General features: G+C 64.5%; 23 protein-coding genes. 1 reads left to right on the forward strand and 22 read right to left on the reverse strand.

Translation table 11 applies throughout. The annotated features are described in order from the left end of the window. Positions 1-3: 3 nt before the first annotated feature. The 10 genes from AMD14_RS10440 to fliD form a co-directional block, all read right to left on the reverse strand. A complete protein-coding gene (locus tag AMD14_RS10440; RefSeq protein ID WP_011051262.1) occupies positions 4-228 on the reverse strand; it encodes an acyl carrier protein in 225 nt (74 codons plus the stop codon). 64 nt (positions 229-292) lie between these two features. Beyond that, the gene (locus AMD14_RS10445; RefSeq protein WP_003482996.1) at positions 293-1,402 is read right to left on the reverse strand and encodes a DegT/DnrJ/EryC1/StrS family aminotransferase; all 1,110 of its coding nucleotides are present in this window, start codon (positions 1,400-1,402) and stop codon (positions 293-295) included. Positions 1,403-1,521: 119 nt separating this feature from the next. Further along, entirely contained in the window at positions 1,522-3,006 is a 1,485-nt protein-coding gene (locus AMD14_RS10450) for a sigma-54 dependent transcriptional regulator (protein ID WP_007962152.1), read from the reverse strand. Beyond that, on the reverse strand, positions 2,999-3,382 hold the full coding sequence (locus AMD14_RS10455) for a response regulator (protein ID WP_003482992.1): 384 nt from the start codon (positions 3,380-3,382) through the stop codon (positions 2,999-3,001). The genes AMD14_RS10450 and AMD14_RS10455 overlap by 8 nt, the downstream gene beginning before the upstream one ends. An 8-nt stretch (positions 3,383-3,390) precedes the next feature. Then, positions 3,391-4,794: an RNA polymerase factor sigma-54 gene (gene rpoN, locus AMD14_RS10460; RefSeq protein ID WP_011051263.1), complete on the reverse strand. Its 1,404-nt coding sequence runs from the start codon at positions 4,792-4,794 to the stop codon at positions 3,391-3,393. Positions 4,795-5,010: 216 nt separating this feature from the next. Beyond that, on the reverse strand, positions 5,011-5,643 hold the full coding sequence (locus AMD14_RS10465) for a response regulator transcription factor (protein ID WP_003482986.1): 633 nt from the start codon (positions 5,641-5,643) through the stop codon (positions 5,011-5,013). A 68-nt stretch (positions 5,644-5,711) separates the two neighbouring features. Then, on the reverse strand, positions 5,712-6,278 hold the full coding sequence (locus AMD14_RS10470) for a PilZ domain-containing protein (protein ID WP_003482980.1): 567 nt from the start codon (positions 6,276-6,278) through the stop codon (positions 5,712-5,714). Beyond that, a complete protein-coding gene (locus AMD14_RS10475; RefSeq protein WP_005932695.1) occupies positions 6,278-6,571 on the reverse strand; it encodes a hypothetical protein in 294 nt (97 codons plus the stop codon). The genes AMD14_RS10470 and AMD14_RS10475 overlap by 1 nt, the downstream gene beginning before the upstream one ends. Before the next feature lie 8 nt (positions 6,572-6,579). Beyond that, entirely contained in the window at positions 6,580-6,993 is a 414-nt protein-coding gene (gene fliS / locus AMD14_RS10480; protein WP_003482976.1) for a flagellar export chaperone FliS, read from the reverse strand. 150 nt (positions 6,994-7,143) lie between these two features. Then, positions 7,144-8,469: a flagellar filament capping protein FliD gene (gene fliD / locus AMD14_RS10485; RefSeq protein ID WP_011051264.1), complete on the reverse strand. Its 1,326-nt coding sequence runs from the start codon at positions 8,467-8,469 to the stop codon at positions 7,144-7,146. Here fliD and AMD14_RS24630 point away from each other — a divergent pair. Then, entirely contained in the window at positions 8,450-8,731 is a 282-nt protein-coding gene (locus tag AMD14_RS24630) for a hypothetical protein (RefSeq protein WP_125459530.1), read from the forward strand. The genes fliD and AMD14_RS24630 overlap by 20 nt on opposite strands. Before the next feature lie 7 nt (positions 8,732-8,738). Here the strand turns inward: AMD14_RS24630 and AMD14_RS10490 are convergent, their stop codons facing one another. From AMD14_RS10490 to flgB, 12 genes are all read right to left on the reverse strand, one after another. Then, positions 8,739-9,938: a flagellin gene (locus tag AMD14_RS10490; RefSeq protein WP_003482972.1), complete on the reverse strand. Its 1,200-nt coding sequence runs from the start codon at positions 9,936-9,938 to the stop codon at positions 8,739-8,741. A gap of 318 nt (positions 9,939-10,256) precedes the next feature. Further along, on the reverse strand, positions 10,257-11,462 hold the full coding sequence (gene flgL, locus AMD14_RS10495) for a flagellar hook-associated protein FlgL (protein WP_003482970.1): 1,206 nt from the start codon (positions 11,460-11,462) through the stop codon (positions 10,257-10,259). Beyond that, a complete protein-coding gene (gene flgK / locus AMD14_RS10500; RefSeq protein WP_011051266.1) occupies positions 11,462-13,336 on the reverse strand; it encodes a flagellar hook-associated protein FlgK in 1,875 nt (624 codons plus the stop codon). The genes flgL and flgK overlap by 1 nt, the downstream gene beginning before the upstream one ends. Positions 13,337-13,347: 11 nt before the next feature. Then, positions 13,348-14,526 (reverse strand): flagellar assembly peptidoglycan hydrolase FlgJ, encoded by a 1,179-nt coding sequence (gene flgJ / locus AMD14_RS10505; RefSeq protein WP_011051267.1) that lies wholly within the window; start codon positions 14,524-14,526, stop codon positions 13,348-13,350. A 1-nt stretch (position 14,527) separates the two neighbouring features. Continuing rightward, positions 14,528-15,646, reverse strand: a complete 1,119-nt coding sequence (locus AMD14_RS10510) for a flagellar basal body P-ring protein FlgI (protein WP_005921309.1) — start codon at positions 15,644-15,646, stop codon at positions 14,528-14,530. A 10-nt stretch (positions 15,647-15,656) separates the two neighbouring features. Next, entirely contained in the window at positions 15,657-16,349 is a 693-nt protein-coding gene (gene flgH / locus AMD14_RS10515; RefSeq protein ID WP_003482963.1) for a flagellar basal body L-ring protein FlgH, read from the reverse strand. 38 nt (positions 16,350-16,387) lie between these two features. Continuing rightward, the gene (flgG, locus tag AMD14_RS10520) at positions 16,388-17,173 is read right to left on the reverse strand and encodes a flagellar basal-body rod protein FlgG (RefSeq protein WP_003482961.1); all 786 of its coding nucleotides are present in this window, start codon (positions 17,171-17,173) and stop codon (positions 16,388-16,390) included. A gap of 772 nt (positions 17,174-17,945) precedes the next feature. Continuing rightward, positions 17,946-18,701 (reverse strand): flagellar basal-body rod protein FlgF, encoded by a 756-nt coding sequence (gene flgF / locus AMD14_RS10525; protein WP_005921307.1) that lies wholly within the window; start codon positions 18,699-18,701, stop codon positions 17,946-17,948. 142 nt (positions 18,702-18,843) lie between these two features. Further along, positions 18,844-20,067, reverse strand: a complete 1,224-nt coding sequence (gene flgE, locus AMD14_RS10530; protein ID WP_003482957.1) for a flagellar hook protein FlgE — start codon at positions 20,065-20,067, stop codon at positions 18,844-18,846. Between the two features lie 31 nt (positions 20,068-20,098). Then, on the reverse strand, positions 20,099-20,764 hold the full coding sequence (locus AMD14_RS10535) for a flagellar hook assembly protein FlgD (protein WP_003482955.1): 666 nt from the start codon (positions 20,762-20,764) through the stop codon (positions 20,099-20,101). Between the two features lie 37 nt (positions 20,765-20,801). Further along, a complete protein-coding gene (gene flgC, locus AMD14_RS10540) occupies positions 20,802-21,209 on the reverse strand; it encodes a flagellar basal body rod protein FlgC (protein ID WP_003482953.1) in 408 nt (135 codons plus the stop codon). A gap of 3 nt (positions 21,210-21,212) precedes the next feature. After that, positions 21,213-21,614, reverse strand: a complete 402-nt coding sequence (gene flgB / locus AMD14_RS10545; RefSeq protein WP_003482950.1) for a flagellar basal body rod protein FlgB — start codon at positions 21,612-21,614, stop codon at positions 21,213-21,215. Positions 21,615-21,695 lie beyond the last annotated feature (81 nt).

The following is a 21,695-nucleotide window of genomic DNA, read 5'->3' on the forward strand; positions in this document are numbered from 1 at the left end:
TGCTTACGCCTCGGTCAGTTTGTAGAGATCGCCGACGGTGATGGCAGCGTTGAGATCTTCGCCGGTGATGGTCTTGCCGTATTCCATATCGAACATCACGATCACGCCCAGCGCAGCCAGCGAATCCCACTCAGGCAAGTCGGCCAGCGCGGTGTCCATGGTGACCTCCACCGGCTCCTGGAAGTCGGTGGCGGAGAGGAAGTTCTCGATAAATGTTGCCTGGGTCATGCGAGCTCGCCTGGGTGCCTGTTGTGGAGATGTGAGGTTGAAATGCAGGTGCAGCGTTGTACGGTCATGTCGCCTGTTGGCCGGCGATGAGATCGGCGATGGTATCGACCTGATCGCGACTCAAGCCAGGAAAAATCGGCAGGCACAATACCTGCGCCGCCACTGAGCGCGCCACCGGCAACCATGCCGGCGCCGACGAGGGCAGAGCACGGTACATCGGGAAGTCGCTGATCAACGGATAGAAATAGCGCCGCACCAGAATGCCGTGCTCGCGCATCAGTTGGTACAGCGCATCGCGCGACAGCGGGTAGTCGTCCTGCACCAGTACCGGGAAATACGCATAATTGGGGCGGGAATGTGAGGGCCGCGCAACGCAGCGGATGCCGCGCACATCGCTCAACCGTTGGCGGTATTGCGCATCGATGGCGCTGCGCTGGGCGATGGCGTCGTCGATGTGCTGCAGCTGCAGCAGGCCGAACGCCGCGCTGATCTCGTTCATCTTGCCATTGATGCCCGGTGCCACCACCGTGGTTTCGTCGACGAAGCCGAAGTTCTTCAGATGCCCGATGCGCTGGTAGCTCCTTTCGTCGGGACAGACGATCGCGCCGCCTTCGAAGGTATTGAAGACCTTGGTCGCATGGAAGCTCAACACGCTCAGGTCGCCATGGCGCAGGATCGAGCCGCCGTCGTCGCGCACACCGAATGCATGCGCAGCGTCGTAGATGACCTTGAGGTTGTAGATGTCGGCGATACGCGTGATGGCTGTCGTATCGCAGGCAGTGCCGTAGCAATGCACCGGCATGATCGCGGTGGTCTGCGGGGTGATGGCCGCTTCGATCTTCGAAGGGTCCATGTTGAGCGTCACCGGGTCGATGTCCACGAACACCGGCGTGATGCTTTTCCACAACAGCGAATGCGCGGTGGCAACGAACGAGTAGGGCGTGGTGATCACTTCACCGGTGATGCGCAGCGCCTGCAGCGCGGTGATCAGGGCGGTAGTGCCGTTGGTCAGCAATGCCAGGTGCGGCACCCCCAGGTACTCGCACAGTGCGCGTTCGAGTGCATGGTGCATCTCGCCACCGTTGCTGACGATGCGGCTGGTCCATATCCGCTCCAGATAGGGCAGAAATTCTTCCAGCGGCGGCAGCAGCGGACTGGTGACGGGGATGGGCATCAATGCCTCGGCAAGTGCTGGTGAAGGTCGGGATTCCGTTCGCAGCCGGCGGCTGCGAACGGAGTGATCCTGCTGAAGCAAGCGCTATGCCAGCGAGCCGAACCTGAGCGCGTGCTGGCTCAGTTGGCCAGCTCGGTCTGCTCGCGATCGATGCCGTACTTGCGCAGCTTCTCCACCAACGTGGTGCGGCGCAGGCCCAGCAGCTGAGCGGCATGCGCCACCACGCCCTGCGTGCGCTCCAATGCTTCGTTGATCAACGCCAACTCGATATTGGCCATATGCCCACGCAGATCGATGCCGTCGTCCGGCAGGCTGGACGTCGCCGCCGGCTCGGCATCGGCGGTCTTCGGTTGCAGCGTCACCACATTGCTCGGCAGTGCGCTGACCTCCACCGGTGCGGCCACCAACTCCGGCTCCGGCGGCAGCTCGACCGGAATGGCCGAAGCGAAATCGCCGCGATAACGCGCCGGCAGATCCTGCACCCGCACCAGCCCGCCGGGATGCAGCACCGCCAGGCGCTCGACCAGGTTGGTCAGCTCGCGCACATTGCCTGGCCAATCGTAGCTGCGCAGCGCCTGCAGGGCCTCGTCGGCAAAGCGCACTTCGCCGCGACCGGTGCGTGCCAGCTGGCCTGCAATGGTCTGCACCAGCATGGCCAGATCGTCCACGCGCTCGCGCAGTGCCGGCATTTCGATCGGAAACACATTGAGGCGATAGAACAGGTCCTCGCGGAACTGGCCATCGCTGATGCGCGATTCAAGATTGCGGTGGGTCGCGGCGATCACGCGCACGTTGCAGCGGATGGTCTGCCCGCCGCCGACGCGCTCGAAGCTGCGCTCCTGCAGCACGCGCAACAACTTGACCTGCATCGGCAGGCTCATGTCGCCAATTTCGTCCAGCAGCAGCGTGCCGCCTTCGGCCATCTCGAAGCGACCCTTGCGGGTGGTCAGCGCACCGGTGAAGGCGCCTTTTTCGTGGCCGAACAATTCGCTTTCCAGCAGATCCGGCGGGATCGCGCCGCAATTGATCGCCACGAACGGCCCGTCGCGCCGCGGCGAGTGCTGGTGGATGGCGCGTGCCACCACTTCCTTGCCGGTGCCGGATTCGCCCAGCACCAGCACTGTGGTGTCGAATGCGGCCACCTGGTCGATCAGCCGGCGCAGGCGGGTCACCGCCTCGCTGTTGCCGGTTGGGCCGGAGTCCTGCTGCACGCCGGCCTGATGCTCGGCGTCCAGCCGCTTGAGGCTTGCGCGGCGCAGCAACGCTTCCAGCTGCGCATGACGCAGGGGAGTGTCCAACGCCCACACATTGGCTTCGTGCAGGCCGTGGGTCTGCGCAAACGCGCTCGGGCTGCCCTCCATCAGCAACACCGGTGGCGGCAGCTTGGCATCGGCCAGCCAGTCGAAGAATTTGTCGGCCTGTGCGGCGTCCTGCGCCGAGCCCACCATCACCGCCATCCACTCATCGTGGCGGTGACGGCCAGGATTGATGTCGGCGCCGTCGGTGACCCAACGGGGATTGAAGTCCATGAACTCAAGCAGAGACACGGTGCGCTCGGCGCGCACGGCGTCACTGTCGATCAACAGAATGCGGGACTCACTCATTCCTGGCTCCTTCCGTCAGGCCCTCCAGGATTGGCATGACTTCCTGGATATAGGACAGCTTGCTGACAAAATTGTCAGCACCCGCGCGAAGAGCGTGTTCACGATGCTCGGCATCGTCGAAGTGGCTCGCGATGACAATATACGGCGGATCGTCCTGCGTCTTGATCAGACGCGTGGCCTGCAGCCCACCCATCTCCGGCATGGCCAGGTCCATCAGCACGACATTGGGGCGCAGCGACTCAGAGCGCTCGATCGCTTCCAGCCCATTGGCGGCACTGCCCACGATATTGAGCCAGTCGACCTTGCGAAAATGACGCATAGCAGCGTTGATGAAGCCCTCGTGGTCATCGACCAGCAGCACGGTGAGTTTGCTCATAGTAGTCCTTATCCTGCCCGGGCAAGCAGCGGTTTAGTGGTGCGGCGGCGCTCGCGTGCCGGTGCGATATCAAGTTGTTCGCGATATTTGGCCACGGTGCGGCGCGCGATGTTAACGCCTTGCCGCGACAGCAATCCGGCAATCGCCTCGTCGGCCAGCGGCCGGCCGGCCGGCTCGCTTTCGATCAAGCGGCGCACCATCGCCTTGACGGCCTGGCCGGAGACGCTGGCGCCTTCCAGCCGCACGGCGAAGAAGTGCTTGAGCTCGAAGGTGCCGCGTGGGGTCTGGATGTACTTGCCGGTGGTGATGCGCGAAATAGTCGATTCGTGCATGCCGATCTCGTCGGCGATTTCCTTCAGCGTCAGCGGTGCCATCGCTTCTTCGCCACGCGCCAGGAAGGCGGCCTGGCGTTCGACGATGGCGCGCGTAGCGCGCAGCAGGGTCTCATAGCGCATCGACAGCCCGCGGGTCAGCCAGCGCGCTTCCTGCAGCATGTCGCGCAACGGCTGCGCGGCCTCGCCGGCGTCGGCCAGCGCGCGTTCGTGCACCGGGTTGATGCTGACGCGATGGGTGGTGGCCGGGTTGAGTGCGACGCGCCAGCTGTCGTCGGCATGCCAGGCGAGCACATCCGGGATCACGCTGGCATTGCTTTCCTGCAGCAGGTCGTCGCCCGGGCGCGGTTGCAGCGACAGGATCAGCCGCACCGCTTCGCGCGCATCGTCCACTTCGGCATCGTGCGCGCGCGCCAGTACCGTGTAGTCGTGCGCGGCCAGCAGCTCCAGATCGCCGTCGAGGATGCGCGCAGCCAGATGGCGTGCCGGCACGCGGCCGGGCAGGGCGCTCAACTGGGCCTGCAGACACTCGCGCAGATCGCAGGCGGCCAGACCGGCCGGGTCGCCGTGCAGCAACCGCTGCCGGATCGCTTCCACCGCCTGCGCGGTCATGCCCAGACGGGTGGCGCCCAGCTGTTGCAGCGTCGACAGCGCTTCGGTCAGATAACCGGCGTCGTCGGTCTGCTCCAGCCAGAACGCAGCGGCCCCCAACGCCGCCTCGTCCAGGTCCAGCGCCAGCTCGCGCAGGATGCGCACATGCGGGTCGGTCGACTCGCCGGCCGCCACGCGCTGCATGCGATCGTCGTCCCCATCGTTCCAACTGCTGCCCTGCACGTCCCACATCGTGCTTTCCGGCAGCTCGTCGAACGCGGCGATATCGCTGGCGCCATCGTTGTTGGTGGCGGTCTCGTCCCCGTTATCGGCCAGCTCTTCCAACTCCAGCAACGGATTGGTTTCCAGGGCACGACGGATTTCCAGTTCCAACTGCATGCCGTCCAACTGCAACAGACGGATCGACTGCAGCAACTGCGGGGTGAGGTGCAGTTGCTGGCCAAGCTGGGCGGAAATGGTCGTCTTCATGGAAGCGCTTCCGATGGGCGCTGCACACAGCAGCGATGGAATGCATCTTGCAGGACAACGCGACGGGTTTCTAATCAGGGAGTCGGGTGAGGTGACTCGTGATTTTCCTGACAGCCTGTCGGGAACTTCCCGACGTTTCCGGCGGGCTCAAGCATGCCCGCCGGAATCCCGTCACTGTTTTAACCGTCGCTGGCCCACGCGTGCCCGGCGGGAGCGTCAGACCAACTCGTTGTGATGTTTGGCGGCCAGGAGCACCAAGTCGTTGGCGCGCCGGCACCCGAGCGACTCCATCATGCGGGCGCGGTGGGTTTCCACGGTCTTGACGCTGATGCCCAAATCGGCCGCGATTTCCTTGTTGCTCTGGCCGCGGCCGATTTCACGCAGGATCTCGCGCTGACGCGGCGACAGTGCGGCAATGCCGACCGGCTTCTCGCGGCCCAGCATCGGCGCAATCATCTTGGACGAGATCTGCGGGCTCAGGAACACCTGGCCAGCGGCGGCAGCGCGCAACGCCAGCTCTAGTTCCAGTGGCGCGGCGTCCTTGACCACGAAGCCGACGGCGCCGCGATCGAGCGCGTCGCGCACATGCACCGGGTCGTCGTGCATGGACATCATCACCACATGCGTACGCGGCGCGGCGCGCAGCACGTCGGTCATGGCATCCAGGCCGCTGCGGCCGGGCAAAGACAGGTCCATCAGCACCAGATCGGGCCGGTGCAGGGACGTCATGTCCAGGGCTTGTTGCGCGTTGCTGGCTTCGCCCACGACATCGATGCCGGCGAAGGTTTGCAGCAGCCTGGACAGGCCGGCACGGACAAGGGTGTGATCGTCGACGATGATGACTCGCACGGCGCAGAAGAGACCTTTTTCAGTAAAGGGCACCTTAGCCGACCCGGCGCCCCGCGCCAACCATCGGATCAACGCTGGCGGCGGGCGTCGGCGATCTGACGGCGGTGCAAGCGAAACAGGTGGCGTTCCAGGGCGTCCTGCAGTCCCGGGGCGAGCGGTGCAAACCGCAGCCACAACCAGACATCATGGCCATCGCTCGCGTTCGCCAGCACGGTGGCAGGAAGCTGTACAAGTTCAGGAAGCCAGTCGGACGGCTGCAGGCAAACGCTGCCGGTTGTGCCCGGTGGGTGGCTGGTTGCGCAACTCAGGCGGATGCCGCGTACCGACCAATGCACCATGCCCTGGCTCAGCCCGCTGTCGCCCTGGCGCACCAGGCGGCCGATCAGCGCCAGCATCAAATCCAGTTTGGCGTCCATGCGCTGCACCAGCAGCGGTAGTTCGCCGCGGTCTTCGCCGGTTTCTTCGCTACGCAGGTCTTCGACCTGGCCGAGACTGCGCAACAGGGTTTCTGCGGCGCTTTGCGCGCCTGCATCGCTCCCGGCGCGGAAGCCGGCCGGTAACTGCAATTGGCAACTGAGCGTGTCGGCAAACAGTTCGGCATCGGCGGATGGCGCGAGTGTGCCGAGCGCGCTCATCAGATCCGTCCGACCCGCGCGTAGGCGCGGCTGGCCGACGATGAGGTGCGCTGTGCGCGGATCAGCTCCAGCAGCTTGCGCTGCCGCTCGCGCATCATCCGCATCAAGTCCTGATGCATGGCGAGCAAGGCCTGCAGCGCGTCGCGGTCCTGCTGGATGTCTACCTGCTGCGCGTATTCGCGCAGGTGCAGGTCGTGGTTGTCCAGCATTTGCGGCATTGCCTCGAATTCCTCTTGCGCCATGGCCAGGCGGAGGTCGGCGATTTCTGCTTGAAGGCTTTGCACGCTATGCATGGCAGGACTCACGAAACGGCGGTAAGGCCGCGTTGTTCGAGGGGGATGGAGTTCCACGCCGAGTCGATTTCGCTGAGCAATCCCAGCGCTTCGGTCAACGCGGTCTCGTCGTTGTGCAGGTTGGCCGCGGTCAGTCGCTGCATCACGTAGTCGTACAGGGCCGAAAGGTTACCAGCGATCTCGCCACCGGCTTCGTGATCGAGCGAGCCGTTCAAATGACCGACGATCGCGCACGCCTCGCCAATGGCCTTGCCCTTGCGCGCCTGGTCGCCCTGCGCCAGGCAGGCCTGGGCCAGACGAATGCGCTGGCAAGCACCGGCAAACAGCAGCGAGACCAGCTTGTGCGGATCGGCTTCGGTCACGCTGGTGGACACGCCGACCTTGCGATATTGCTCGGCATACTGACGATTGGAACCGTACATGGATGACTCCTCAATGGGCTGACCTTCGCTGGTCCCGGAGCGCTGCGCTCCTGCGACGACGCTCCTGCCGGAAGGCAAGGCCGAAATCACGATAGGCCTTACTTGTATCGGCAATACCCTGACAGGACTTGAGGATCGTCATCACGGAAATCAGCTTGTCAGCAGGCTGCTGAGCGAGCTGGTGCTGCTCTGCAACTGGGTGATCATGGTTTCCATTGCGGTGAATTGGGCGGTGTAGCGGTCGCTGAGTTTCTCCATGCGCGCATCGAGATCGTCCAGCTCCGACTCATAGCCCTTGATGGTCTTGTTCAAGCTGTCCGAACGCAGGGTCAGCGTGCCGTTGGTGACATTGACGTTGCTATCCAGCACCTTGCTCAGGGTGCCGCTGAACTTGCTGTCCTTGCCGAACACCTCGGCCGCGGCGCCACCATCCGACGCGATGGCGGTGTCGAACTTGGCGCCGTCGAAACTCATCACGCCATCCTTGTCGATGGTCAGGCCCAGGGCCTTGAGTTCGTTGACGTTGCCGCTGACCTGGCCGCGCAGTTGTTGCTGCAGATTGCGCACCAGCGAATCGCCGGTCAGCGCCGAAGCGGTCTTGGTAGTGGCGTCGTAGCTGCTGCTCTTGGCCAGCAATGTGTTGGCGGTGTTGTAGGCCGCGGCGAACGCGGTGAGGTTGCCCTTGAGGCCGCTGGTGTCGGCTGCCACGCCCAGATTGAACTTGGTGCCTTCAGCGGCCTTGGTCAGGGTGAGCACCACGCCGGGCACGAGGTCGCTGACGGTGTTGGAGCTGGACGTGCGCTCGAAACCGTCAACGCGTACCAGCGCGTCGGCGGCGGCGACGGTCTGGTTCAGCCCGCCGGTGACGCCGGGGCCGTAGCTCAGGCTGCTCAGGCTAGGGTCGCTGGCGCTGATGGTCAGTGCGCCCTTGGTGCCGGAATCGACCGCATTGAAGACCAGGTGCTGGCCATCGTTGGCGGTGACCACGCTGGCGGTCACGCCCTTGCCGCCGGCAGCTTTGTTGATGGCCGCGGCGATGTCGGTGAGCTTGTCGGTGCCGCTGATGTCTACGGTGACGCTCTGATCGCCATAGCCGATGGTCAGCGTGCCGCTGCCCACCGTGGCATCGGCAGTGAACGCACCGGAGGCCAGTTTCTGCGAGGTCGCCAACGAGACCACTTCCACCGAATAGTTGCCCGGCACCGCCGAGCTGGTGGTGGTGGCGGTGAAGCCGGCATCGGTTGGCACCGTGGCCTTGTAGGCGTTCGTGTCGGCGCTGCTGATCACCTTGTCCAGCGCAGACTTGAGCGTGGTCATGCTGCTCTTGATCTGGCTGATCGCCGACAACTGCGTGGTCGCGGCGGTGCCGGCCTTGTTGATGCGTGCCTGCTCGGGGTCTTTCTGCCGGGACACCAGCGTGGACACCACGGTAGGGATGTCCAATCCGGAGCCAGAAGTGCTGATCACCGATGCCATGTTGCATTCCTCGTCTGGGCGCCCGAAACAGACGGACGCATGGGATTACGTGACGGGTATCGGCCGCATCCGCGAGGACTTTAGCGGCAGCGACGGGTCACGCACGACGGCTATCGATGCAAGTTCCATGCCTGCCGAATCGGCGGCGCGCGTCAACAATCCGTCCAAGGCTGGCGCGGCCGGGCTGCGGCCACAAAAAAGCCCCTCCGAAGAGGGGCTCTGGACTTGCTGCGGAGCGCTGCCGCATTGCTGCGGCAGGTAACTGCCAGTTACTGCAGCAGGCTCAGCACGTTCTGCGGAACCGACTTGGCCTGGGCCAGCATCGCGGTACCGGCCTGCTGCAGGATCTGCGTGCGGGTCAGTTCGGCGGTTTCCTTGGCGTAGTCGGTGTCGCGGATACGGCTACGCGAGGCAGACAGGTTTTCCGAGGTTGCGCTCAGGTTGGCGATGGTGGAGGTGAAGCGGTTCTGCACCGCACCCATGTCGGCGCGCGATGAGTTGACCGCGGTCAGCGCCTTGTCGACGATTTCCAGGGCCTGCTGCGAGCCTGCGAAGGTGGAAATATCCAGGTCGGTCAGGGTCACGGCGGTGGAGCCGGAGGCGGCCGAGGCAGTCTGCAGGCCTGCACCGACGGTGACGCCGGTAGCGCTGGAGGTGCCCATGGTCAGGGAGGTGAAGTCCTGGCCGGCCTTCAAGGATTCCAGCTTCAAGTTGCCGCTGGTGTCGATGGAGGCGTACATGCCGGTCTGGTCCAGCTTGTCGTTGATCGCCGATGCGACCTTCTTGTTGATCGTCGCTGCGTCGTCGCCGTTGGCGATCTTCACGTCGCCAATGGTGACGGTCTTGGCGGTGCCGCTTGCGTCATTGAAGGCCAGCGAGATGCCGGTGATCGAACCCGAAGCGGTGGCGGTGCCGGTGACGCCGGCGCCGGAAACGGCGGCAGCGAAGTTGGCCTTGCCCAGCGAATCGACGTTGGCGTCGACGATGCTGTTGATGCCGATGGTCTGGCCGGCGTCGGCGCCGACCTGGAACAGCGCGCCGGAGAACGAACCGTCCAGCAGCTTGGTGCCGTTGAAGTTGGTCTGGTTGGCAACGCGGTCGATTTCAGAGGTCAGCTGCTTGACTTCCGAGTTCAGCGCCTCGCGATCGGTGGCCGAGTTGGTGGCGTTGGACGACTGCACCGACAGCTCACGAATACGCTGCAGGTTGTTGCCGATTTCCACCATCGCGCCTTCGGCGGTCTGGGCCAGCGAGATACCGTCGTTGGCGTTGCGCGAGGCAACGTCCAGGCCGCGGATCTGCGTGGTGAAACGCTCGGAGATCGCCAGACCCGCGGCGTCGTCCTTGGCGCTGTTGATGCGCAGACCAGACGACAGACGCTGGATGCTCGTCGACATGCTGGCGCTGCTGGTGTTGAGGTTCCGCTGAGCGTTCAGCGACATTACGTTGGTGTTGATTACCTGTGCCATTTTGATTTCTCCTAAGCGATTTTTCCGGCAAGGGGGACTTGCCTGGAGCCTCCGCAGGGGGGCCATCAAGTTGGCCGTTGCCGCTGCTGAGATGAATAACGGCGTTGCGTCGGGAACCTTTAGCGAAATTCAGTATTTTTTACTGTCTTTCTGCGTCGGGACGAAATACGTAAGCGTTGCGTATCAAGGGGTTTGGTTTATTCGGCAGCACCCCGCCAATCTTTAGCGTTGGTATAACTCTTCGAAAAATAAACTCCGTCCGCCTGCGCAAGTGCGCACCCGCAGGAGCGAAGAAAGCCCAAGTTTTCTGCGGCAAAATCAGCGGATGATGTTGAACAACGACGACGACTGCATCTGCTGAAAAATCGTTTGAGCGGCCTGCAACGAGGCCTTCTCCAGTTGGTACTGCCCGATCGCCGAGGCGTAATCCAGGTCGCGGATCGACGACAGGCTGGTCTTGAGGGTGACTTCGTTGGATTCGAGCAATGAGTTGGCATTGTCGATGGCCGACAACTGAGCGCCGCCGGAGGCGCGCGCATCGATCATCTTCGAGGACGCCTGCGTGATGTCGCGCATCGACGACTGCAGCGTGTTGATCATCGCTGCCTTCTGCGGCGCGGTCAGCGTGTCGGAATTGAGCGCGCCGACCAGGTCGTCGATGGTGGAGAACACATCCTTGGTACCGGAGGCGCCAATCTGGAAACTGTCGCCCACCGCCGGTGCGCCGCTGATGCGCATGCGCACGCCGGCGGCGTTGATGTCTTCGCCCTCTTTGTACGTGCCGGTGCCGACCACCGTATTGGTGCTGTCGCGCACTTCATAGGTGTCGGCGGCGGTGAACTGCACGCTGTAACTTCCGCCGTTCCAGCTGCCGGTGCTGGCATCGCGGCTGAAATCCAGCAGCAAGCCGGTCCCCGTGTTGGCGGCGTTGGCGTGCGCATCCACGGTGCCGTCGCCGGTGCGGATGCGCATGAAGATTTCGCTGCCGGGCAGGGTGTCGCTGACGAAGGTGTCCGGCGCCACTTCGACCTGCTTCTGGGTCTGGTCGCCGTTGTAGGTGACGCTGCCATTGCTCTTGATGAAAGGCGCACTGCCATCGGCGGTGCCGCCGAACAGGTAGCGCCCGGTGCCGTCGGTGCTGTTGGCCAGGCTCACCATGCTCTCGCGCAGCGCAGTCAGTTCCGAGGCGATCGCCTTGCGATCGTCGGGGCTGAGCGAAGAATTGCTGGCCTGCACCGCCAATTCGGTGACGCGCGCCATTTTGTCGCCGGCTTGCGAAAGCGCGTTTTCCTGCAGCCCAAGCCGGTTCTGCACGTTGTTGGCGTTTTCGCCGAAGCGCGTGATCGCCGCCAGGGCGCGGTCCAGGCCGACCGCCGTGCCTGCAGCCACCGGGTCGTCCTTGGCGGTGACCAGGCGCTGCCCACTGGAGAGCTGCGATTCGAGCTGGTTCAGCCGCGACTGCTTGGCGCCCATCGAGGCGACCGACTGGCTGTACATCATGCTGGTGGAGATACGGTCGGTCATCAGCGTACGGCACCCAGGATGGCTTGGAAGATGGTGTCGGCGGTAGAGATCATCTGTGCGGCGGCCTGATAGGCCTGCTGCAGTTTCAGCATGTTGGCGGCTTCCTCATCGAGGTTGACGCCGGAAATCGAATCGCGGCTGGCCTGCGCCTGGTCGTTGATGACCTTTTGCGCATCGGCCGAATAGCTGGCCGCACGCGCGGCCGAACCCACCGAGGTGGTCAAGCCGGAGAGCGCGCCATTGAGGGTCACCGTGCCACCGCTGAGCGCCTTGGCATCGTCGATGTTGGCCAGCAATTTGGCATTGCCGTTGTCGCTGGAGCCGGCGCCCATCGGGCCGACGCCGAAGGTGTCGCCGGCCTTGGGTGCGCCGTCCAGCGCGAAGCTCCAGCCATTGGCGCTGATGGTCTGGCCGGCGGTATAGGCGAACGGGCCGGCGCCATCGATGGTGTACTGGTTGGCGTCGATGAACTCGATCGACGAAGGGGTCAGCAGCGCGGGGTTCTGCGCATTGGTGACCTTGACGTCGCTGATCTTGCCGGTGCCCAGGTTGGCGACCGTGGCGGTGGCCTTGACCGGAGTGGCCGCGGCGATGCGCGAGGGATCGGTAATGGCGACCGACAGGCTGCCAGCCAGCCCGGCGGTGGGCTGCAGCAGGAACTTGTCGCCGCTGGCCGGCGTGCCGCCCACCACCATGCTGACGCCATTGAGCACCAACGGGTCGGCGGCGGTGCCGGTACCGGTCATCGGCACGGCAGAGCCGGTACTGGCGTTGATGGCCTTCCAGTTGGTGCCGTCGAAGCTGAGGGTGACGTTCTGGCCGTCCACGGCACTGACGTTGCTGAAACTGGCGCTCAGCGATGCGCTGCCGGCATTGCTCGGATTGGCGGCAACGGTGGGCGAACCGATATTGAAGAAGTTGCCGCCCATCGCGCCATACAAGTCCATCCCCTGGCTGTGGCCGGCATTGAAGGTGCTGGCCATGCCCACGGCCAGCCGGCCGAGTTCGGCCTGGGTCGGCTCGAGCACGCTGCTGCGGAATTCCAGCAGACCGCCAATCTGGCCGCCCAGCGAACTGGCGCTGAGGCTGACGTTCTGGCCTTGGGTCTGCATCGCCACCTGCAGCTTGGTCGGCTGATAGGGGTCGGCAACGGTGGTGAGTTTGGAAGAGGTGGTACCGACCACCAGCGGTTGGCCGCCGGCGGTGAAAACGTTCATGAAGCCGCCATCCTGGATTACCGCGGTACCGCCGGTAAAACCGACCAGCTTGCTCACCAGCGCGTCGCGCTGATCCAGCATGTCCGGCGCTGCCGCCTGGGCACTGCTGCCGATGGTGCCGTTGAGCTTGGCGATCTGCTGCGTCAAGCGATTGACTTCGTCCACCGAGGAGGTCAATCCGCTGTTGACTTCGTTGCTCAGGCTGTCCATCTGCCCGTTGAGCTGCTTGAAGCGCGTCGCCAGCGAATTGCCGCTGTCGAGCATGCTCTGGCGCTCGGCGGTGGAAGAGGCGTTGGACGACACCGCGCTGGTGGAATCGAAGAAATTCGACCACAGCCCGGCCACGTTGGTGGCGGTGTTGGAGTACAGCGCGTCGACGCGGTTGGACAGCGAGGACAGCTGCTGCAGGCGCGAGAGTTCGCCGCCGCTGTCGAGCAGGCGCGAGATGGCCAACTGGTCGGCCACCCGGCCCACATCGGTGATCTTGGCGCCATTGCCCACGAACGCGTAGCCCATGTCGGTGGGCGTGCGCGTTGCAAATTCCACACGTTGGCGGCTATAGCCTTCGGTATTGATGTTGGCGACGTTATGGCTAACGGTCGACAACGCCCGTTGGAAGGCGATGAGCGCGCTGGTCCCGGTGGACATGATGGACATGAGCGTTTACCTCAGCGACGGATGGTGCCGAGTCCGGCCGGCTCGGCGGTACTGGCATAGCGGTTGGACAGATCGGCCGCCGCGTTGCCGATGGCGGCCACCGCACGGTCGATGGTCGGGCCGTTGGCGATCGCCGCGATCTTGGCCGCATAGCCCGGATCGGTGGCGTACCCGGCTTGTTGCAAGCCGCGTGCAAAACCCTTGATATCGGTGCCGGCCTGCAGCGCGGTCTGGTAACGGCTGTTGTTCTTCAGCAGCCGCACGTAGTCGGCAAAGCTCTCCTCGGCCGAGCCATAGGCGCGGAAATCGGCGGTTTCGGTGGTCTTGACGCCGTTGACGTATTCGTGGGTGCCGGTGGTGACCTTGTCGCCGCTCCAGCCGGTGGCCTTGATGCCGAACAGGTTGTTGGAGTCGCCACCGTTGCCGATGCCGCGACGGCCCCAGCCGGTTTCCAATGCGGCCTGTGCCACCAGCGCGCGCGGGTCCACCCCCAGTTCGCGCGCGGCTTTTTGCGCATGCGTCCAGATCTTGGCGACAAAGCCTTCCGGCGTGCGCTCGCCCAGGCTGGCAGCGGCGCTGCTGGCGGCACTCGCATTCACCGCGGCATTGGCATCGGCCGCATCGCTGGCGGCTACGTCGGCCCAGCGATCGTTGGCCGACGGCCAGCTCAGCGCGGCAGCATCGTCGCTGCCGGCTTCGCCAGCGCCGGTACGCCCGGCAATCAGATCCAGCACCTGGCTCATGCCGATGCCGCTCAGGTTGCCTGCGCCCAGGGCCGCCTTCGCCACGCTGCTGGTCGTGGTGCCGGTGGCCGCACCATCGCGGGCGGGCAGCGGCAACGAGGCATCGCGCTTGCCGGCGACCAGGGCGTACGCCTTGGCCGCTTCAGCGGTGTTCAACGAAGTGTTCAAGGCCGGGCCGCCCGTGTCGCCACTGAGCTGCTTGGAAATCATCGCCGACAGACCCAGCCCCTTGCCGTCGGTCAACGCCTTGGCCATCTGCTGGTCGTACATTTCGCGGAACATCTGGTTCTGGCCCGGAAACATCGGGTCGCCGGAGCTCGCATCGCGCATGCTCTTGACCAGCATCTGCGCGAACTGACCTTCGAGCTGACGGGAGACCTTGTCGATCTTTGCGGGATCGGCCTTGGTGCTCGGGTTGAGATCAATGGGCGAGGCTGCGATACGCATGTCAGATCACCTCTAGCTCCGCGGTGAGCGCACCGGCTTGCTTGAGCGCTTCCAGGATGGCCACCAGGTCGCCGGGCGCGGCGCCCACTTCGTTGACTGCACGTACGATCTGATCGAGCGTGGTGCCGCCTTCGAACTTGAACATGCGGCTGCCTTCGGAGGTGGCCGTAATCGTCGATTGCTGGGTCACCGCGGTGCGGCCGCCACTGAAGGCGCCCGGCTGGCTGACGTTGGTGTTTTCGCTGATGGTGACGGTCAGCGAGCCATGCGCGATGGCGGCCGGCATCACCCGCACCAGCTGGCCGATGACCACGGTGCCGGTACGTGCATTGACCACCACCTTGGCCGGTGCATCGCCAGGGGAGAGTTCGACGTTTTCCAGTCGCGACAACAGGCCGATCCGCGCACCCGGGTCGGTCGGCGAGCGCACCGCCACGGTCACGCCGTCGACCGCACGCGCGGTGCCGGCGCCGAAGCTGCTGTCGATCGCCGCGACCATGCGCGAGACGGTGGTGAAATCGTTCTGATGCAGGTTGAGGGTGATCTCGCCGGTGCCGGCGAACACGTCCGGCAACGCACGTTCGACGGTGGCCCCGTTGGGAATGCGACCGACGCTGGGCACATTGACCGAGACGCGCGAGCCGTCCTTGCCCTGCGCACCGAAGCCGCCGACCACCAGGTTGCCCTGGGCCATCGCATACACCTGGCCATCGGCGCCTTTCAGCGGCGCCATCAGCAGCGAGCCGCCGCGCAGCGAGACGGCATTGGCGATCGAGGAGACGGTGACGTCGATCGGCTGGCCGGGTTTGGCGAACGGCGGCAATTCGGCATGGATGGCCACGGCCGCGACGTTTTTCAGCTGCGGGTTGACGTTCGCCGGAACATTGACGCCCAGTTCGCCAAGCAGGTTTTTCAGGCTCTGCACGGTAAAGGGCGCCTGGCTGGTGCGGTCGCCGCTGCCGTCCAGGCCAACCACCAGGCCGTAGCCGACCAGCGCATTGCCGCGCACGCCGCCGACCTGGGCAAGATCCTTGATGCGCTCGGCGCTGGCCGGCGCGGCAATCGCGCACAGCGCGACGGCGGCAGCCAGCAGACGGAAGGGCAGGGAAGACAGGTTCATGGTCGCAGGCTCAGTAGGGCGACAGACGGGAATTGAAGAAGCGGCTCAGCCAGCCCATCGCATTGGACTGCGCGATTGCGCCGCGGCCGCCGTAAGCGATGCGGGCGTCGGCCACCTTGCTGGAGGGCACGGTGTTGTCCGGGGCGATGTCGGCGGCGCGCACGATGCCTTGCACCTGCACCAGTTCGTCGCCCTGGGTCAGGCGCAGGTTCTTCTGCCCCTGGATCACCAGGTTGCCGTTGGGCAGGCGTTGCATCACGGTGACGGTGACGCTGCCCTGCATGCGGTTGCTCTGCGCGGTGTTGCCCTTGCCGGCAAAGCTGCGGTCGCCGCTGGTGCTGTTCTCAAGCACGTTCAAGCCACCGACGGTGAGCGGCGCGCCCAGCAAGGTCGGCGCGGCCATAGTGGTGGCGTCCTTCTTGCTGATGCTGGTGTTGGCGGTGGACGAGGCGGTGGTGCTTTCGACCAGGTTCACCGTCAGCAGATCGCCGACATCGCGGGCACGGCGATCGCCATACAGGTTCAGGCCGGGGCCGGCGGCGTAGATCGCACCGGCCGTCGGCTGCGCCACCGGTGCCACGACCGGCACAATCGGCGCCATTTCGGCGAACGGACGTACATCGCCGGCGGCCACGCAGCCACCCAGCAGCGCGCTGCAGGCAATGGCGAGGCACGGGCGGGAGAGAGAAGGCAGGCGTGACATGGCGTTGATTCCTGAGAGGGCGAGGAGCGGCGAGCCGATCAGACGTTGTTGTTCAAGTAACCGAGCATCGAGTCGGTGGTGGAGATGGCCTTGGCATTCATTTCGTAGGCGCGCTGCGTCTCGATCATGCTCACCAGCTCTTCCACCGTATTGACGTTGCTGCCTTCCAGTGCGCCCTGCACGGTGGTACCCAGGCCGTTGAGGCCGGGGGTGCCGTTTTGCGCGGGGCCCGAAGCGGTGGTTTCGACGAACAGGTTCTCGCCCTTGGCCTGCAGGCCCGAGGGGTTGATGAAGTCGGTCAGCGTCAGTGCGCCGATTTCCTGCGCGGCGGCCTGGCCGGCGAGGGTCACGCTGATAGTGCCGTCGTTGCCGATGGTCAGCGACTGCGCGCCTTCCGGCACCTGGATGCCGGGCTGCAGCGGGTAGCCGCTATTGGTGACCAGTTCGCCCTGGGCATTGATCTGGAAGGTGCCGTCGCGGGTATAGGCGGAGGTGCCATCGGGCATCTGCACTTCGAAGAAGCCGCGGCCGTTGACCATCACGTCCAGCGCGCGGCCGGTCTGCTGCTGGCTGCCCTGGTCGAAGCCCTTGAACGTGGACACCACGCGCACGCCGGTACCCAGTTGCAGGCCGGTCGGCAGCTGCGTCTGCGCGGAGGTCGAGCCGCCGGGCGCACGCACCTGTTGGTACAACAGGTCTTCGAACGCGGCACGGTCGCGCTTGAAGCCGGTGGTATTGGTATTGGCCAGGTTGTTGGAAATGACCGACATGCGCGTCTGCTGCGCATCCAGTCCGGTTTTGGCGACCCACAAAGCCTGATTCATGACCCGATTCCTCGTTAGACCCGGGGATGTGTTCCGGGCACGGCTGGGTATATGCACGTGCCGTGCCAAACCCGCGTCGAATTTCTGCCGGGTGTGCGGTGGGTCACGTGGAGTGGGGTTGCTGCGGGCGCGTAGGGCAGGGGCGGCAGCTGGGAGCAGGTGTCAGCGGCAGCGGTGGGGCTGGGCATGGATCCGCTTTGAAATCTGTTGCCGGTTGCGCGCCCGATCAGGGGCGGACGCGCGCTTGGCGGCAAGCGGGTGCGTTGTTGGCCGTGTCTTGCTTGAGCTTGGTCCGGGCTTGAGGCAAAAGCTGGGTCTGTCGAGGGCGCGGTGCCCTCACCGTTTGCGGGACACACCGTGAACCCATCCATGGGGGCGCGATGGCGGCATCCATGCCGCCAACGGTCCCGCAAGCAGCAAGGGCACCGCACCAGACAGTTGGCTGGTGGTTCTACCGAAGAACGAAGACACCGCGTTGCACGGTTTGCCTACTGCTTTGTTGAAAGCTCGACCCATCGACCAACTGACTGGTCCTTGCCCGCCCACCGTCGTGGGACCCTTGGCGGCTTGGATGCAGCCATTGAGCTTGTAGGGACCTACTTGCCGCGTGTCTGGCGATGGTGGGCGGGGGCAAGGGCCCTGCAGCGAGGGCGAAGATCAGCTCGTCTGCAGCGTAAGCCCAGATCATTCGCTCTGCAGAAAACCTGCCAAGCTGGCTTTCGATTGCCAACAGCGCTGGCTGGCACGAAGGCGCAGCCCGCATGAGCTGCGCTTAGCCGCTCACCCGCAACAGCGAATTGGCCGATTGCGCGTTGTCGTCGCCGTTCTTGATGATCTTGACCTGCATTTCGAACTGCCGTTGCAGCTGGATCATTTCCACCAGTGCGCCGGCCGCGTCCACGTTGCTGCCTTCCAGCATGCCGCTGTTGATGGTCTTGCCGGTGGCTACCGCAAATGCCTGCGCCGGGTCGGTGCTGGTGTTGCGCATCAGCCCGTCGGGGCGCCGCGTCAAACGGTCGGCGGGCGCATCCACCACCTTCATCTTGCCGACGATGGCCATGGTCTGCGGGCCTTCGCCCTGCGGAATGATCGAAATACTGCCGTCGCTGCCGATCTCCATCGCCTGGTGCGGCGGGATCGTCATCGGGTTGCCGCCTTCGTCCAGCACCGCATGCCCGTTGGCGGTAACCAGTTGGCCATTGGCGGTAAGCGCCAATTCGCCGTTGCGGGTGTAGGCCTCGCTGCCGTCGGGCGACTGCACCGCCAACCAGCGGTCCTGCTGCAGCGACACGTCCAACGGGTTGCCGGTGACCTTCTGATGGCCCTGGCTACGATCGAAGCCCTGGTCCACATGCAGCGCATCGATCCGCGACGGATAGCCCTTGCCCTGGATCTTGAACGCCTCGGTGTTGGCCAGCGCGGCCTTGAATCCCACCGTATCGACGTTGGCGAGATTGTGCGAGACGGTGCCTTGCGCCTGCAGGGAGGCGCGGGCACCGGTCATCGCGACGTAGAGGGCTTTATCCATGGGACACCGGGAATCGGGAATGGAGAATCGGGAATCGCAAAAGCGGGATTGCGGGGGCTGGGAGGGTAGGGGAAGACCGGCATCGGTGACGCGCGACGCCGGCTCTTACGATTCCCTACTCCCCATTCCCCATGCCCGGCTTTTAACGAATATTGATGATCGTTTGAGTGACCTGGTCCTGGGTCGAGATCATCTGCGAGTTGGCCTGGAAGTTGCGCTGGGCCACGATCATGTTCACCAGCTGCTCGGTCAGGTCCACCGTGGAGGCTTCCAGCGAGCCGGATTCGATCTGGCCCAGGTCCGAGGTGTCCGGCGCGCCGGTGCGGGCGGCACCGGAGGTGTAGCTCTCGGCCCACATGTTGTTGCCCTGCGACTGCAGGCCCTGCGGGTTGACGAAGCTGCTCAGCGCGACCTGGCCCAGCGGTTTGTCGGCGCCGTTGGAATAGCGTGCGAACACCACGCCGCTGGTGTCGATGCTGATTTCGTTGAGCTTGCCGCTGGCGTAGCCGTCCTGGCGCGTGTCGCGCAGGGCGAAGGCTTCGCCGTACTGGGTGGAGCCAGTGACGTTGAGCTGCATGTTCAGCACGCCTGCGCCGGTGCTCGGGGTGAACGGGTCCATCGCGATGATGCCGTTGGCCGGGGTGGTCAGCGCGCCGGTATCGGAGAACTGCAGGGTGGTCGGGGCGCCGACCGCAGCGCCGTCCACGTAGTTGTAGACCTGCCACTCGTTGGGGTTGGCGGTCTTGACGAAGTAGGAGGTCTGCACATGGCTGACGCCCAGCGAGTCGTAGACATTGATGCCGCCGGTGGAGTGGCTATAGGTCTTGTCGTCGGCCGGATTGAACGGGGTCACCGTCGGCGCGGTGGCATTGCCGGGCAGGGTGAAGGCCAGGTTGACCGTGGAGGTGGATTTCGGCGGGCTGTCGGTGGTCAGCAACTGCAGGTCCGACAGGCGGCCCACGTCGAAACCGTTGCCGCTGGGGTTGGGTGCGAATACCTGCAGGCGTGCGCCCTGCGGGTTGACCACATAGCCGTTGGCATCGGTCTGGAAATTGCCGGCGCGGGTATACATCTTGGCGCCGTTGGACGAGACGGTGAAGAAGCCTTCGCCGGAGACCGCCAGGTCCAGGCTGCGTCCGGTCGGGTCGATATTGCCCTGCGAGAACTGCTGGGCCACGTTGCTGACGCGCACGCCCGAACCGACCGCATTGCGCGACAGGCCGTAGCTGGTGCTCTGGAACATGTCGGCAAACTCGGCGCGCGATTCCTTGAACCCGGTCGTGTTGACGTTGGCGATGTTGTTGGAGGTGACGTTCAGATCGGCATTGGCTGCGTTGATGCCGGACAAAGAGGTATTGAAGCCCATGGACGAGTTCCTTTAGGTGTTGGTTGCCGGCTCAGCTGACGCGGAGCACGTTGGCGAGCGGGGAAGTGCCTAGCCCGGTCAGGTTGAGATACAGACCGTCCGAGCCGATCGTGACGCTGTCCACCGGTGCCTGGACATAGGTAGACAACTTGCTTTTGGAGCCGGCGGTGTCGGTCTGGGTGGCAGTCACGCCGTACTTGCCGGCCGCCATGCGATTGCCGTTTGCGTCGGTGCCATCCCAGTCAAACGACACCTCGCCGGCAGCGCTGGCCGGCACGCTGATCTGTTTGACGAAGGTGCCGTTGGCGTCGGTGATTTCGAAATTGACGAAACCGGCCGAGGTCGCGGCGACCACGCCCTTGGCCGAGCCGGTGGCATCGATCGCGACCTGCGCCGAGGGCACCAGCACGTTGTGGCCAACCAGCGCTGCGCCCTTGAGCACCTGGTCGCTGTTCATCGAGTCGGAGAAGTTGCTGACCTTGGTATTGAGGTCGCCAATGCCCTGCACGGTGGAAAACTGCGCCAATTGCCCGAGAAACGCGCTGTTTTCCATCGGTTTGAGCGGGTCTTGATGCTGTAGCTGTTCGGTCATCAATTTGAGGAAGTCGGCCTGGCCGAGTGCATCCTCCTTCTTGGCGACGGTGCTGCTGGTACTCAGGCCAAGGCTTTTGTAGAGATCGCTGCCGATCGTGCTCATGTGGAGTGTTCCGTTGGTGAGGGTCAGCTAGGAAGGGTCAGCGACCCATGGTGAGGGTCGCGAGCGCCAGTTCCTTGGCGGTATTGAGCATTTCCACGCCTGCCTGGTAATTGCGCGAGGCGGAAATCATGTTGACCATCTGCGAGACCGGGTCCACGTCGGGCGAGAACACATAGCCCTCGGCGTCAGCCAGCGGGTGGCCGGGTTCGTAGCGGCGGATCGGCGGCGCATTGGTGGTGGTGATCTCTTTGACGTTCACCGAGGTCAGGCTGGGGTCCTGGCGGCTTTGCTGGGCCTGGAAGATCGGCTCGATCGGCTTGTAAGTGGCCTCGGCCGAGCCTGCGACCGAATCGGCATTGGCCAGATTGGACGCGATGGTGCTCAGGCGCACCGACTGCGCGTGCAGGGCCGAGCCGGCCACATCGAAGATGGGAAGATTGCTCATGACTTATTGGCCCGTGATCGCGGTGAGCATCGAGCGCACCTTGGATTCGAGGAAGCTCAGCGACGCGCGGTATTCCAGCGCGGCGCGGCCGTAGGCGGCGCGTTCGGCATCGGGATCGACGGTATTGCCGTCAAGGCTGGGCTGATCGGCTTCGCGGGTGAACTGGAAGGGGTTGAGCCCGGCGCCGCCGCCTACTTCGTAATGCTTGGCGTCGGTGGTCTGCAGCAGACCGCCATCCTGCTCGCCCTGCGCCGACTTCAGCGCCGCCTCGAAGTTCAGGTCCTTGGCCTTGTAGCCGGGCGTGTCCACATTGCTCAGGTTGCTGGCAATGAGCTTCATGCGCTGCTCGCGCAGCGTCAACGCGTCGCCATGGACGCCGAGGAACGAAGAGAAGGGACTGGACACGGTGCTCTCCCGCGAAGTGTTGCCAGGGAGGAAGCAATGTTTGTGCCAAATCGAGGGGGGGCAGGGGCCGCGCCGGGAGAG

The organism is Xanthomonas citri pv. citri (assembly GCF_000961215.1).
GTDB lineage: Bacteria > Pseudomonadota > Gammaproteobacteria > Xanthomonadales > Xanthomonadaceae > Xanthomonas > Xanthomonas cissicola.